This window comes from Streptococcus wuxiensis (assembly GCF_040888245.1).
Taxonomy (GTDB): domain Bacteria; phylum Bacillota; class Bacilli; order Lactobacillales; family Streptococcaceae; genus Streptococcus; species Streptococcus wuxiensis.
Genome location: NZ_JBFNFE010000001.1, coordinates 416,728 through 429,623, shown reverse-complemented (window position 1 = coordinate 429,623; position 12,896 = coordinate 416,728). Strand labels below are relative to the sequence as shown.

Genomic DNA, 12,896 nt, shown 5'->3' with positions numbered 1-12,896 from the left:
GAGTTCTAAAACAATGATTTTATTTTTGATGACAAAAAAACTTGACTTAATAAATAAAAAAAGATAAACTATTTACTAGTTAATTAAATGGTTAAATACTAGTTAAGGAGTTGTTATGAAAAAAAGAAGCATTCTATGGGTCATGATTACGTTCTTTGTTCTCTTTTTAGGAGCATGTGGACAAAAGGTTAGTCAAGACAATCGTAATGAAACTAAGGGAATGAAGATTGTGACTAGTTTTTACCCTGTCTATGCTATGGTCAAAGAAATTTCGGGTGACCTAAATGATGTTCGGATGATTCAGTCGAGTTCAGGTATCCATTCATTTGAACCTTCGGCGAATGACATTGCAGCCATTTATGATGCAGATGTTTTCGTTTACCATTCTCATACCTTGGAATCATGGGCGGGAAGTTTGGATCCAAGCCTGCAAAAGTCTAAGGTAAAGGTCTTAGAAGCATCAGAAGGTATGACCTTGGAGCGCGTGCCTGGATTAGAAGATATGAAAGCAGGAGAAGGGATTGATGAGAAGACCTTGTATGATCCTCATACTTGGCTTGATCCTGAAAAGGTTGCTGAAGAAGCTCAGATTATCGCTGATAAGTTATCCAAACTAGACAGCGCTAACAAGGAAACTTACCAGAAAAACGCACAAAGTTTTAGTGCTAAAGCTCATGATTTGACCAAGAAATACCAACCCATTTTTGAAAAAGTCAATCAAAGAAATTTTGTAACTCAACACACAGCTTTTTCATATTTAGCGAAACGCTTTGGATTAAATCAACTTGGAATAGCTGGTATTTCACCAGACCAAGAACCAAGCCCGAGACAGTTAACCGAAATTCAAGAATTTGTAAAAAATTATAAGGTCAAAACTATCTTTACAGAGAGTAATGCTTCGTCTAAAGTTGCTGATACACTTGTCAAATCAACAGGTGTGACTCTTAAAACACTCAATCCTTTAGAGGCCGACCCACAAAATGATAAGTCCTACTTGGAAAATTTAGAAGACAATATAGCTATTTTAGCTGAAGAATTGAAATGAGGAGTTTATGAAAATTAATAAAAAATATCTAGCAGGATCTGCAGTGGTCCTTGCCTTAAGTGTCTGTGCTTACGCTTTAAATCAACACCAAGCGCCTGAGAACAAAGAAAATAACCGTGTATCCTATGTTGATGGGAAAGAGTCTGATTCTAAAAAGAATGAAAATCTGACACCTGATCAAGTTAACCAAAAAGAAGGAATAGAAGCTGAACAGATTGTTACCAAGATTACAGATCAAGGCTATGTGACTTCCCACGGTGACCATTTCCATTTTTACAATGGTAAGGTGCCTTTTGATGCCATCTTTAGTGAAGAATTGGTCATGAAGGATCCAAACTATAAACTAAGTGATGGAGATATTGTCAATGAGATTAAAGGTGGCTATATCATCAAGGTGGATGGCAAATATTATGTCTATCTGAAGGATGCTAGTCACGCAGATAATATTCGTACCAAAGACCAAATCGAGAAACAAAAACAAGAACACACATCAGATAGTAGCAGTACAAGTAATGAAGTTATTGCTGCCAGAGCACAAGGTCGATATACAACTGATGACGGTTACGTCTTTAATGCTGCAGATATTATTGAAGACACAGGTGACGCTTATATCGTTCCTCATGGTGGCCATTATCATTACGTTCCTAAGAGTGCTCTATCTTCAAGTGAATTGGCTGCCGCTCAAGCTTACCTTGCCGGTAGAGGAAGTCAACAAAGTCTAACAGACTACAAACCGATTCCAAGTGTTGAACCAAGTCATCAAGTAGAGAAACCAGCTACAAGCAATCCAGTACAAGAAGAAAATAATCTTCAAAAACTTCTAGAACAGCTTTACGCTTTACCAGTTAGTCAACGCTATAAAGAATCTGATGGTTTGGTATTTGACCCGGCTAAAATTACCAGTCGTACGCCTAATGGAGTTGCTATCCCTCATGGGAATCATTACCATTTCATCCCTTATAGTAGTTTATCTGCTTTGGAGCAAAAGATTGCACGCTTGATACCACTTTCAGGTCTAGTAACACCATCAAATCCTGTAGAAACTCCAAGTAAACCAAACGAAGACCATGACCACGACCATGGCCACGAAGATGTTGATCATCAACACGAAGAAGACCATGACCACGATCATGCTAATCATCGACACGGTGAAGACCACGATCATGGCTTTGCTATTAATCGAGTGATTAGCGAGGACGACCAAGGTTTCGTAGTTTCACATGGAGACCACAATCATTATTTTTACAAGAAAGATTTGACGGCCCAACAGATTAAAGAAGCTCAGGAACACTTGAAAGGTAAAACCGAAGTTAAACCTAATCCATCAGATGAGAACCATGATGAAGGCGGGCATGATCACCACCATGGTGAAGAACATAATCATGGATTCGATGCTGATCGAGTGATTAGCGAGGACGACCAAGGTTTCGTAGTTTCACATGGAGACCACAATCATTATTTTTACAAGAAAGATTTGACGGCACAACAGATTAAAGAAGCTCAGGAACACTTGAAAGGTAAAACCGAAGTTAAACCTAATCCATCAGATGATCACCATGATGAAGACGGGCATGATCACCACCATGGTGAAGACCACGATCACGGATTCGATGCTGACCGAGTGATAAGTGAAGATGAGCAAGGTTTTGTAGTTTCACATGGAGACCATGCCCATTATTTCTTTAAGAAAGATTTATCAGCAGAGCAGATTAAGGCTGCACAAGACCATCTTCATGGCCATCAGCAGACAGAACCTGTTAAACCTCTTGCCAAGACGGTTGAAAGTTTCTCTAGAGATGCCAGCGATGAAGAAAAAATAGCTTATATTTCTAAAACATATGGCGTTCCTCTTGAGGCTATCAGAATTTCAAATGGATTCTTTGTATTTGGTAATCCAGACCAGGCTTATGACCCAACTCACATTCACCCTTACGCTGTTCGTAAGGAACACGTTCGTATTCCGATTCAAACTGGAGATGCAGAGCTTGATTTCCTAAACGAACTCTATACAACTGCTCTACGTGATGGTGTTTCTCCTTATAGCTTGCAGGTTGAAAATGGTAGCTTTGTTATCCCTCATGGTGACCACAACCACTACATCAAGGTTCAAACTAAAGGTTATGAAGTCGCTTTGAAAAACAAAATTCCTGCATTACAGTCAACTTACCAACCTGGTGCTTTTGATGAAAAAGCAGTCCAGTATAAGATTGATCAACTCTTGGCAGAAAGTCGCGAAGTTTATAAAGATAAACCAATTATACAAAGACAAATTGAACTTGCTTTGGGGCAATTCTCTGAAAATATGAAAAAACTCTCAACCAACTCTACTGCAGGATATTTGGCAGCTTTGGATTTGTTTGATAAGCAGTATATTCACATTGACTCAAGTGTCAAACCAACAGAAATTAGTCCTTTAGACAAGAAATATCAAGCTTTAGTAGATAAGATTAATACCTTAGACACAGATGCTTATGGACTTCCTAAGAAGGATTTATTGACTCAGCTTCAAGAAAATAAACTAGCCCAAGATGAAGCAGGTTTAGATGCAGTTGAAGCTAAGTTACAAGCTTTGCAAGATTTTAATGACCGTACTGGAGTTACAACAGTAGAATACATCAAGTATTTCTACCAACATCTATCTGACGGTCGCTTAAATGACACTCTTAGAAATAAAGTTGCCAACCTAACGTGGACACTTTATCAGTCACAATCCTTCCTTAAGGCAACTGACTTGAACAAACTCTTCCCAGAAATCTATCAAACAAAACTGGAAGTAGAGGAAGCACTGAAAAACGAGCCAGTTGCAAGCAAGACTTCTGAAACAATCTTAGATACAGAAAAAGTGGATGGACATAGTGCTAAAACTGCAGTCTATGAGTTCTTGAAAGGTTTGTATGATGATCTCAAACCTGAGGAACAAAGTAACCATGTCTTAAAAGGGCAAGTAGAAGAGTTACTAACAAAAGCTGAAGAATTAGTGAATCAAGTCAATGAGGAGGGGGTTAAAGCTTCACTCTCTGACGAAGTGAAAAATCTGAAGGTTGCTTTGGAGAAAGAAGACGCAGACCTTGATGAATTAAATACACAGGTTCAAGATCTTTTGAAACGTATTTCACTAACAATCCAAAATGAACGTGATAATTCGAAACAAGACCCAGAGGTTTTAGCTCTTTACCAAAAACTCTATAACGGAGTCATTGCTCTCCATACTTATTTGGAAATGAATAATGGTTCTGATGCGGACTTTGAAAAGGTAGATGCTCTGTTTGACAAGTTAAGTGCAGCAAGTAAAGACAAGCAAGCTTTGCTAACGGTCGCTCAAGAAATTGTTTCATTAAACCAAGAGCTTAGATCTAAAGCAACGCCAAGTCAAGAAACACCTGTTGAAACAAAACAAGCAACACCAGGTCAAGCTAGCACCGAAGTAACAAGTGAAGAATCAAGTTCACATTCAACTACTACAAGTCCTGAAACAAGTGACAAAGAAGTAAATTAAAAAGAAGTAGCATTGCTACTTCTTTTTTAGTCTTTATAAGCTACAATTCCAATAATTGTATCAACTGCACGTTCCATGGTTTGAAGGCTGACATATTCAAAACGGCCATGCATGTTTTCACCGCCAGCGAAGATATTCGGCGTTGGAATTCCCATAAAGGAAATCTTAGAACCGTCTGTTCCTCCACGGATAGGCTCGATAATAGGTGTGATATCAAGACTTTCCATTACTGATTTAGCGATGGTGATTGGAGTCATATCCTTTTCAATGACTTCCTTCATGTTGTAGTACTGGTCTGTCAAAGTCAAGGTTACACGATTGCTAGCAAGTTCTTGGTTCATCTTATCAGCGATAGTTTGCATAGCAGCTTTACGCGCTTCAAAGTTTTCTTTTTCGAAGTCACGAATGATATAGCTAGCACGCGCTTCCTCAACACTACCAGTTATATCCATGAGATGGTAGAAACCTTGGTAACCATCAGTCAATTCAGGTCGGTCTCCAGCTGGGAGTTGGTTGTGGAAATCAATCGCTAACTGAAGGGCGTTAACCATTTGTCCTTTAGCTGTTCCTGGGTGAACATTACGACCTTGGAAATGAAGTTCAGCACCTGCAGCAGAGAAGGTTTCATACTGAAGTTCACCAAGAGGTCCACCGTCAACTGTATAAGCAAAGTCGACATCGAAGTCTTCTGCATCAAATTTATTGGCACCGACACCAATCTCTTCATCAGGTCCAAAGCCGACACGAATTTCGCAGTGCTTAATTTCAGGATGAGCAGTCAAGTATTCGATGGCTGTCATGATTTCGGCGATACCTGATTTATCATCGGCACCGAGAAGAGTAGTTCCATCAGTAGTAATTAAAGTTTGTCCAGGATATTTCTCTAAGCTCTTGAAATCTGCAGGATCAAGCTTGAAACCAGAATTACCTAGTTCAATAACTCCCCCATCGTAGTTTTCAATAACTTGAGGGTTGACACCTTCAGCATTAAAATCAGCCGTATCCATGTGGGAGATAAAACCAATCTTGCGAGTTAAACTTGGATCGTTAGCTGGAAGTGTACCGATAGCAAAACCGTTTGGCAAATAATAGACATTTTGCAAACCGACACGTTTCATTTCTGGGATGAGGACATTAGTCGCAAAGTCTACTTGACTTTGAGTACTTGGTGTAGTAGTAGAATTTTCGTCTGAACGTGTGTTAACCTTAACATAAGTTAAAAAACGCTCTAGTAATGTTGGATATTTCATCATAACTCCTTTTTATAATTTTTTATTTACCCAGACAAAATTGGCTAAACAACTGTGTAATGAGTTCATCAGGAGCGGCATCACCAGTTATCTCGCCAAGAATTTCCCAGGTTCGAGTTAAATCAACTTGAAGCAGATCAACTGGCATGCCCAATTCAAGACCTTCGTTAACTGCTTGTAAGCTTTCGACTGCCTTTTCAATTAATGAAATATGACGGGCGTTGGATAGATAGGTAGCATCTTGTTCGACCAAGCCAGCATTTTCAAAGAAGAGGTTATTGATGCGTTCTTCAATCTTATCAATGTTTTGATTTTTGAGGACTGAAATGCGGATAATATCTTCTGGAAGTTCTTCAGTTTCGATAGCCTCTGGTAGGTCAGTTTTGTTCAGTAGGATGATACGGTTGGTATCTTGGCTGATCTCAAGAAGTTGTCGGTCTTGATCTGTTAGAGGTTCACTAGCATTTAGCACCAGTAGAACCAAGTCAGCTTCCTTAAGGGCTTTTTTGGAGCGTTCAACCCCGATCTGTTCCACGACATCATCTGTTTCACGAATGCCAGCAGTATCAATCAACTTCAGTGGAACACCGTTGATATTGACGTATTCTTCAATGACATCTCGAGTAGTCCCTGCAATATCTGTTACAATCGCTTTATCTTCGCGCAGGAGGTTATTAAGTAGACTTGACTTCCCTACGTTGGGACGACCAATGATGGCCGTTGCAATTCCTTCGCGGAGGATTTTCCCACGACGTGCAGTTTTTAGGAGATTGGTCAAGAGTTGTTCAAACTCCATAGTTTTTTCGCGGACAACAGCAGTAGTGGCTTCTTCCACATCGTCATACTCAGGGTAATCGATATTAACCTCAACCTGAGCCAAAGTATTGAGAATTTCCTGACGAGTATTGTTAATGAGGTCAGATAGGGATCCATCAAGTTGTTTGACTGCTATATTCATAGCCTTGTCAGTCTTAGCACGGATGATATCCATTACAGCTTCAGCCTGAGTCAAGTCTACACGACCATTAAGGAAGGCACGCTTGGTAAATTCACCAGGTTCTGCCATGCGAGCCCCTTCACGGATAGCCAGCTGCAGAATTTCATTGGTTACGGCAATCCCACCGTGGGTGTTAATCTCGATAATATCCTCACGAGTGAAGGTCTTTGGAGATCTCATAGCTCCTACCATGACCTCGTCCATAACCTTACCAGTCAAAGGGTCAATAATATGGCCGTAGTTCAGTGTATGGCTGGCAACTTTGCTTAAGTCTTTGCCTTTAAAAATCTTTTGCGCAATGGCAAAACTGTCTGTTCCGCTCAAGCGGACAATACCAATGGCTCCTTCACCAAGCGGTGTGGAGATTGCAGCAATGGTATCAAATTCACGTGTAATCATGTTAATTCCTTTTAAAAATTGAAGCCTTTTATTTACTAATATCTCTTAAAATTGTAACAAAATAAAGTTATTTATTCAACGAATGCCACTTATAAAGAAAAGCCTAAGCGTATTGCTTAAGCTTTACTTAGTGCGCATTTCCCCTTGCGGGAAGTAAGTTCCTTCAGGCATATCGTTGATGATGACATGAACAGCAGATTGTGGTGCACCAGTGTTACGAACCACAGCTTCGGTTACTTCCTTTGCTAGGGCTTTTTTTTGCTCGAGCGTGCGACCTTCAAATAAATCGATGCGTACAAATGGCATAATAGCTTCCTCCACTAGTTTTTGATTTCTTCTATTTTACCACATTTTGCCGTTTAAAGCTTTTGGAAAATATGATATACTAGAATGTAGCAGAAAATTAGAAATGGACGTGAAATAGAAACATGGCACAGTTGTATTATCGTTATGGGACCATGAATTCAGGAAAGACCATTGAGATTCTCAAGGTAGCCTATAACTATGAGGAGCAAGGAAAGGGAGTTGTTATCATGACTTCGGCTCTGGATACAAGAGACGGTATAGGCTATGTGTCGAGTCGGATTGGCATGAAGCGACCAGCAGTTGCTATCGATGATACTACGGATATTTTTGGATTTATTCGAGATTTACCTGAAAAGCCCTACTGTGTTTTGGTCGATGAAGCCCAGTTTCTGAAGCGTCATCATGTTTATGATTTAGCTCGTGTCGTCGATGAGTTAGACATACCTGTTATGGCTTTTGGTTTGAAAAATGACTTTCGCAATGAGCTGTTCGAAGGATCTAAACATCTATTGTTATTAGCAGATAAAATTGATGAGATCAAAACCATCTGTCAGTATTGTAAGAAAAAGGCGACCATGGTGTTGCGTACGCAGGACGGACTGCCTGTTTATGATGGTGAACAAATCCAGATAGGTGGGAATGAAACCTATATCTCGGTTTGCCGTAAACATTATTTTGCCCCACTGATAACATCTAAAAAGGAACAAGACTATGTCAATTGAACTAAGAGATGTTACAATGAAAAATTATTTTGATGTTCTGAATTTGGATGTTAAGGAATATCAAAAACAATTTATTGCTACCAACGCAATTAGTTTAGCTGAAGCATATGTCTACACAAAAAATGGAGATTTTGTAGCTCCATTGGCAGTTTACGATAATGATGCAATCATAGGTTTTGTGATGTTAGCTTATGATAAAAAAATCGGAATTAGTAATGGAAATTATTTACTATTTCGTTTCATGATTGATAAGCATTTTCAAGATCAAGGTTATTTTAAACTAATTATGGATAAGGTGCTAGACTATGTTCGGAAAGCGCCAGCAGGTTTATCCAATAAACTTTGGTTGTCTTATGAACCAGAAAATGAACATGCAAGATCTTGTTACCTCAGTTATGGATTTAAAGAAACTGGGGAAATATTTGAGAACGAAGTAGTAGCAATATACGATTTAACAATTGAGAAATAAGGAGAAAAAATGAACATCTATGATCAACTACAAGCTGTAGAGGACCGTTATGAAGAGTTGGGAGAATTGCTGAGCGACCCTGATGTGGTCTCTGATACCAAGCGTTTCATGGAGCTTTCAAAAGAAGAAGCTTCAACTCGTGATACCGTAACAGCCTACCGTGAATACAAACAAGTCCTTCAAAACATCGTTGATGCTGAAGAAATGATTAAAGAATCAGGCGGAGATGCTGACTTGGAAGAAATGGCGAAACAAGAACTCAAGGATGCTAAGGCAGAAAAAGAAGATTACGAAGAAAAATTGAAAATCTTGCTTCTTCCAAAGGATCCAAACGATGATAAGAACATCATCCTTGAAATCCGTGGGGCAGCTGGTGGAGACGAAGCAGCACTTTTTGCTGGTGACCTTCTAACAATGTACCAAAAGTATGCTGAAGCCCAAGGCTGGCGCTTTGAAGTTATGGAAGCGTCTATGAACGGTGTCGGCGGTTTCAAAGAAGTGGTTGCCATGGTTTCTGGTCAGTCAGTTTATTCTAAACTCAAGTATGAATCAGGTGCCCATCGTGTGCAACGTGTCCCTGTGACAGAAAGCCAAGGACGTGTCCATACTTCGACAGCAACTGTCCTTGTCATGCCTGAGGTAGAAGAAGTAGAGTACGATATTGATCCAAAAGACCTTCGTGTGGATATCTACCACGCATCTGGTGCTGGTGGACAGAACGTCAATAAGGTTGCGACTGCCGTTCGTATCGTCCACTTACCAACCAATATCAAGGTGGAGATGCAGGAAGAACGTACCCAGCAGAAAAACCGTGAGAAGGCCATGAAGATTATTCGTGCGCGTGTGGCAGACCACTTTGCTCAGATTGCTCAAGATGAGCAAGATGCTGAGCGTAAGTCTACTATCGGTACTGGTGACCGTTCAGAACGTATTCGTACTTATAACTTCCCACAAAACCGTGTAACAGACCATCGTATCGGCTTGACTCTACAAAAACTTGATACAATTCTAGCAGGTAAATTGGATGAAGTTGTAGATGCCTTGGTTCTTTATGACCAAACACAAAAATTGGAAGAATTAAACAAATAATGAAATTAGCTCAAATTTTTAAAGATTTTGAGGAAAAGTTGATAGTACAAGGAGAGGAAGCAGAAAGCCTCTCCTTTGTCTATCGTAGCCTAAAAAATCTATCTTTTACAGACTTCATCTTTACTCTTCAGCAAAAAGTAACAGAGGAAGAAAAAGAGTTTGTAGAGGAAATTTACACGAAGCTGGCAAATCATATACCTGCCCAGTATATTATTGGTCATGCTGATTTCTTTGGAATGCAGTTAAAAGTGGATGAGCGGGTTTTGATTCCTCGCCCAGAGACAGAAGAGTTGGTGGAGCTCATCCTAGCCAAGAATCTAAAGGACAATCTCAGAGTTCTGGATATCGGAACAGGAAGCGGAGCCATTGCCCTTGCTTTAGCTAAAAATAGACCAGATTGGTCAGTCACAGCTGCTGATATTTCACAAGATGCATTAGACCTATCGTTGGAGAATGCTAACGCTCAAAATCTAAATCTCTCTTTTATCAAATCTGACTGTTTCTCTGAAATTTCTTCAAAATATGATATAATTGTATCCAATCCACCATACATTTCTCGTGAAGATCAAGAAGAAGTTGGCTTGAATGTTTTGCATTCAGAACCACATTTGGCACTCTTTGCTGACGAGGATGGCCTAGCTATCTACCGTAGAATCGCGGAAGATTCCAAGGACTATCTAAATGATGGTGGTAAGATTTATCTTGAAATTGGCTACAAACAAGGTCAAAGTGTACCGGATCTCTTTATGAAAAATTTTCCAGAGAAACGAGTTCGAACGCTCAAAGACCAATTTGGCCAAGATAGGATGGTAGTCATTGATGATGGAGAAAATTAAGCAAGAGTTGGAAAAGGGTGGAGCAGTAGTTTTGCCGACCGAAACAGTTTATGGCCTCTTTGCGAAAGCTTTGAATGAGAAGGCTGTTGACTACGTTTATCAGCTCAAATGTCGCCCTAGAGATAAGGCTCTCAATCTCAATGTTGCTAGTTTAGATGATATCTTGAACTTTTCTAAGAATCAGCCACCTTATTTACAAAAACTTGTTGATTGTTTTCTTCCTGGTCCATTGACCATTATCTTAGAAGCTAATGACAAGGTCCCTTACTGGGTCAATTCAGACTTGACGACTGTTGGATTTCGCATGCCCAGTCACCCTATAACTCTAGAATTGATTCGTGAGTTTGGTCCCTTAATCGGCCCGTCTGCAAATATCTCGGGTCAAGCTAGTGGTGCTAGCTTTAAAGAAATTTTAATAGACTTTGGACTAGAGGTTTTGGGAATAGAAGATGATGCTTTTTTAACAGGTCAAGATTCGACTATTTTAGATTTGACTGCTTCTAAGGCAAGAATTCTACGCCAAGGTTCGATAACTCGAGAAGATATCCTTGCCAAGATACCTGAAATTCCTTTTGAGGAGGTATGATATGCTACGTGCTTTGAAAGCAACAGATGTTGGATCGATTCATGAGATTAACAAAGATGCTTTAGGTTATGATTTTAGCCCTGAGGAAACGGCTAGTCAACTAACCAAATTATCCCAAGACTCACATCATTTCCTACTTGGTTATGAGGATGATACTAGTCACGAACTAGTTGGTTATATTCACGCTGAGGTTTATGAGTCTCTTTATTCTAAAGCAGGATTCAATATCTTAGCCTTGGCAGTGTTGCCACAAAGCCAGGGTAGAGGTTTTGGTAGAGATTTACTTGAAGGGTTGGAGAAAGAAACGAAAAGACGGGGTTATGAGTTTATTCGATTAAACTCTGCAGACCATCGTCTTGGTGCTCATGCATTTTATGAAAGAGTGGGTTATACTTGTGATAAAGTGCAGAAACGATTTATTAAGTTAATTAAAGGAGAAGACATATGATTTTTGACAAAGAAGATTTTAAAGCTTATGATGCTGATCTTTGGAATGCCATTGCCAAAGAAGAGGAACGCCAACAAAATAATATTGAATTAATCGCTTCGGAGAACGTTGTATCTAAGGCTGTTATGGCAGCTCAAGGGTCAATCTTAACCAATAAATATGCTGAAGGATATCCAGGACGTCGTTACTATGGTGGTACTGATGTAGTGGATGTTATCGAAAGTCTAGCTATTGAACGTGCGAAAGAAATCTTTGGTGCTAAATTTGCCAATGTCCAACCTCACTCAGGAAGTCAAGCTAACTGTGCAGCATACATGGCCTTGATCGAACCAGGTGACACTGTCATGGGGATGGATTTAGCTGCGGGTGGACACTTGACTCACGGAGCTTCTGTTAGCTTCTCAGGTCAAACCTATAACTTCGTTTCATATAGCGTTGATCCGGAGACAGAGCTATTGGACTTTGACGCCATCTTGAAACAAGCTCAAGAAGTGCAACCAAAACTTATCGTAGCTGGTGCCTCAGCCTATTCTCACATCATTGATTTCTCAAAATTCCGTGAAATTGCGGATGCTGTAGGCGCAAAACTCATGGTCGACATGGCTCACATTGCTGGCTTGGTTGCAGCTGGTCTTCACCCAAATCCAGTTCCATACGCACATATCACAACGACAACAACTCACAAAACTCTTCGTGGACCACGTGGTGGGTTGATTTTGACTAACGACGAAGACCTTGCTAAGAAAATTAATTCCGCTATTTTCCCTGGTATCCAAGGTGGACCTTTAGAGCATGTTATCGCTGCTAAAGCTGTTTCATTCAAAGAAGTATTGGATCCAGCTTTCAAAGAATATGCTGCTAATGTTATCAAAAACAGCAAGGCCATGGCAGATGTCTTCTTGCAAGATCCTAATTTCCGCATTATCTCTGGTGGTACTGAAAACCACCTCTTCTTAGTGGATGTAACAAAGGTTGTAGAAAGTGGAAAAGTAGCCCAAAACTTATTGGATGAGGTTAACATTACCCTTAATAAAAATTCAATTCCTTACGAAACATTGTCACCATTTAAGACAAGTGGTATTCGTATCGGAGCGGCAGCAATTACTGCTCGTGGTTTTGGTGAAAAAGAAAGCCGTCAAGTTGCTGAACTTATTATTAAAGCCCTTAAGAATGCAGAAAACGAAGCTGTCTTAGAAGAAGTGAGAAGTGCAGTCAAATCCTTGACAGATGCCTTCCCATTATACGAGGACTAA

Annotated in this window: 12 protein-coding genes; 9 read left to right on the top strand and 3 right to left on the bottom strand. The window is 39.9% G+C overall.

The features are described 5' to 3' along the window. The first annotated feature begins 115 nt into the window (after nt 1-115). Complete coding sequence (locus AB2B47_RS02100) at nt 116-1,045, top strand: metal ABC transporter solute-binding protein, Zn/Mn family (protein ID WP_320693507.1); 930 nt, start codon at nt 116-118, stop codon at nt 1,043-1,045. Nucleotides 1,046-1,052: 7 nt separating this feature from the next. Continuing rightward, nucleotides 1,053-4,541, top strand: coding sequence for a pneumococcal-type histidine triad protein (locus AB2B47_RS02095; protein ID WP_320693506.1), 3,489 nt, complete (start codon nt 1,053-1,055; stop codon nt 4,539-4,541). A gap of 26 nt (nt 4,542-4,567) precedes the next feature. Here AB2B47_RS02095 and pepT read toward each other — a convergent pair whose 3' ends face one another. The 3 genes from pepT to AB2B47_RS02080 form a co-directional block, all read right to left on the bottom strand. After that, entirely contained in the window at nt 4,568-5,791 is a 1,224-nt protein-coding gene (gene pepT / locus AB2B47_RS02090) for a peptidase T (RefSeq protein WP_006151674.1), read from the bottom strand. A gap of 22 nt (nt 5,792-5,813) precedes the next feature. Continuing rightward, the gene (gene mnmE, locus AB2B47_RS02085) at nt 5,814-7,187 is read right to left on the bottom strand and encodes a tRNA uridine-5-carboxymethylaminomethyl(34) synthesis GTPase MnmE (protein WP_006151849.1); all 1,374 of its coding nucleotides are present in this window, start codon (nt 7,185-7,187) and stop codon (nt 5,814-5,816) included. A gap of 123 nt (nt 7,188-7,310) precedes the next feature. Beyond that, complete coding sequence (locus AB2B47_RS02080) at nt 7,311-7,493, bottom strand: 4-oxalocrotonate tautomerase (RefSeq protein ID WP_001117401.1); 183 nt, start codon at nt 7,491-7,493, stop codon at nt 7,311-7,313. Nucleotides 7,494-7,615: 122 nt separating this feature from the next. Here AB2B47_RS02080 and AB2B47_RS02075 point away from each other — a divergent pair, with 122 nt between their 5' ends. Genes AB2B47_RS02075 through glyA form a run of 7 tightly spaced genes read left to right on the top strand, consistent with a single transcriptional unit; the run spans nt 7,616 to nt 12,896 of the window. After that, a complete protein-coding gene (locus tag AB2B47_RS02075; RefSeq protein WP_006151556.1) occupies nt 7,616-8,215 on the top strand; it encodes a thymidine kinase in 600 nt (199 codons plus the stop codon). Then, nucleotides 8,205-8,684, top strand: coding sequence for a GNAT family N-acetyltransferase (locus AB2B47_RS02070; protein ID WP_006152180.1), 480 nt, complete (start codon nt 8,205-8,207; stop codon nt 8,682-8,684). The genes AB2B47_RS02075 and AB2B47_RS02070 overlap by 11 nt, the downstream gene beginning before the upstream one ends. Nucleotides 8,685-8,693: 9 nt before the next feature. Next, nucleotides 8,694-9,773: a peptide chain release factor 1 gene (gene prfA / locus AB2B47_RS02065; RefSeq protein WP_006151983.1), complete on the top strand. Its 1,080-nt coding sequence runs from the start codon at nt 8,694-8,696 to the stop codon at nt 9,771-9,773. Further along, entirely contained in the window at nt 9,773-10,609 is an 837-nt protein-coding gene (prmC, locus tag AB2B47_RS02060) for a peptide chain release factor N(5)-glutamine methyltransferase (RefSeq protein ID WP_320693505.1), read from the top strand. The genes prfA and prmC overlap by 1 nt, the downstream gene beginning before the upstream one ends. Beyond that, the gene (locus AB2B47_RS02055; protein WP_320693504.1) at nt 10,593-11,195 is read left to right on the top strand and encodes an L-threonylcarbamoyladenylate synthase; all 603 of its coding nucleotides are present in this window, start codon (nt 10,593-10,595) and stop codon (nt 11,193-11,195) included. The genes prmC and AB2B47_RS02055 overlap by 17 nt, the downstream gene beginning before the upstream one ends. A gap of 1 nt (nt 11,196) precedes the next feature. Then, nucleotides 11,197-11,643 (top strand): GNAT family N-acetyltransferase, encoded by a 447-nt coding sequence (locus tag AB2B47_RS02050; protein WP_320693503.1) that lies wholly within the window; start codon nt 11,197-11,199, stop codon nt 11,641-11,643. Beyond that, entirely contained in the window at nt 11,640-12,896 is a 1,257-nt protein-coding gene (gene glyA, locus AB2B47_RS02045; RefSeq protein WP_320693502.1) for a serine hydroxymethyltransferase, read from the top strand. The genes AB2B47_RS02050 and glyA overlap by 4 nt, the downstream gene beginning before the upstream one ends.

Coding starts and splice junctions, on each gene's coding strand:
- AB2B47_RS02100 (WP_320693507.1), top strand. CDS start 116: ATGAAAAAAAGAAGCATTCTATGGGTCATGATTACGTTCTTTGTTCTC.
- AB2B47_RS02095 (WP_320693506.1), top strand. CDS start 1,053: ATGAAAATTAATAAAAAATATCTAGCAGGATCTGCAGTGGTCCTTGCC.
- pepT (WP_006151674.1), bottom strand. CDS start 5,791: ATGAAATATCCAACATTACTAGAGCGTTTTTTAACTTATGTTAAGGTT.
- mnmE (WP_006151849.1), bottom strand. CDS start 7,187: ATGATTACACGTGAATTTGATACCATTGCTGCAATCTCCACACCGCTT.
- AB2B47_RS02080 (WP_001117401.1), bottom strand. CDS start 7,493: ATGCCATTTGTACGCATCGATTTATTTGAAGGTCGCACGCTCGAGCAA.
- AB2B47_RS02075 (WP_006151556.1), top strand. CDS start 7,616: ATGGCACAGTTGTATTATCGTTATGGGACCATGAATTCAGGAAAGACC.
- AB2B47_RS02070 (WP_006152180.1), top strand. CDS start 8,205: ATGTCAATTGAACTAAGAGATGTTACAATGAAAAATTATTTTGATGTT.
- prfA (WP_006151983.1), top strand. CDS start 8,694: ATGAACATCTATGATCAACTACAAGCTGTAGAGGACCGTTATGAAGAG.
- prmC (WP_320693505.1), top strand. CDS start 9,773: ATGAAATTAGCTCAAATTTTTAAAGATTTTGAGGAAAAGTTGATAGTA.
- AB2B47_RS02055 (WP_320693504.1), top strand. CDS start 10,593: ATGATGGAGAAAATTAAGCAAGAGTTGGAAAAGGGTGGAGCAGTAGTT.
- AB2B47_RS02050 (WP_320693503.1), top strand. CDS start 11,197: ATGCTACGTGCTTTGAAAGCAACAGATGTTGGATCGATTCATGAGATT.
- glyA (WP_320693502.1), top strand. CDS start 11,640: ATGATTTTTGACAAAGAAGATTTTAAAGCTTATGATGCTGATCTTTGG.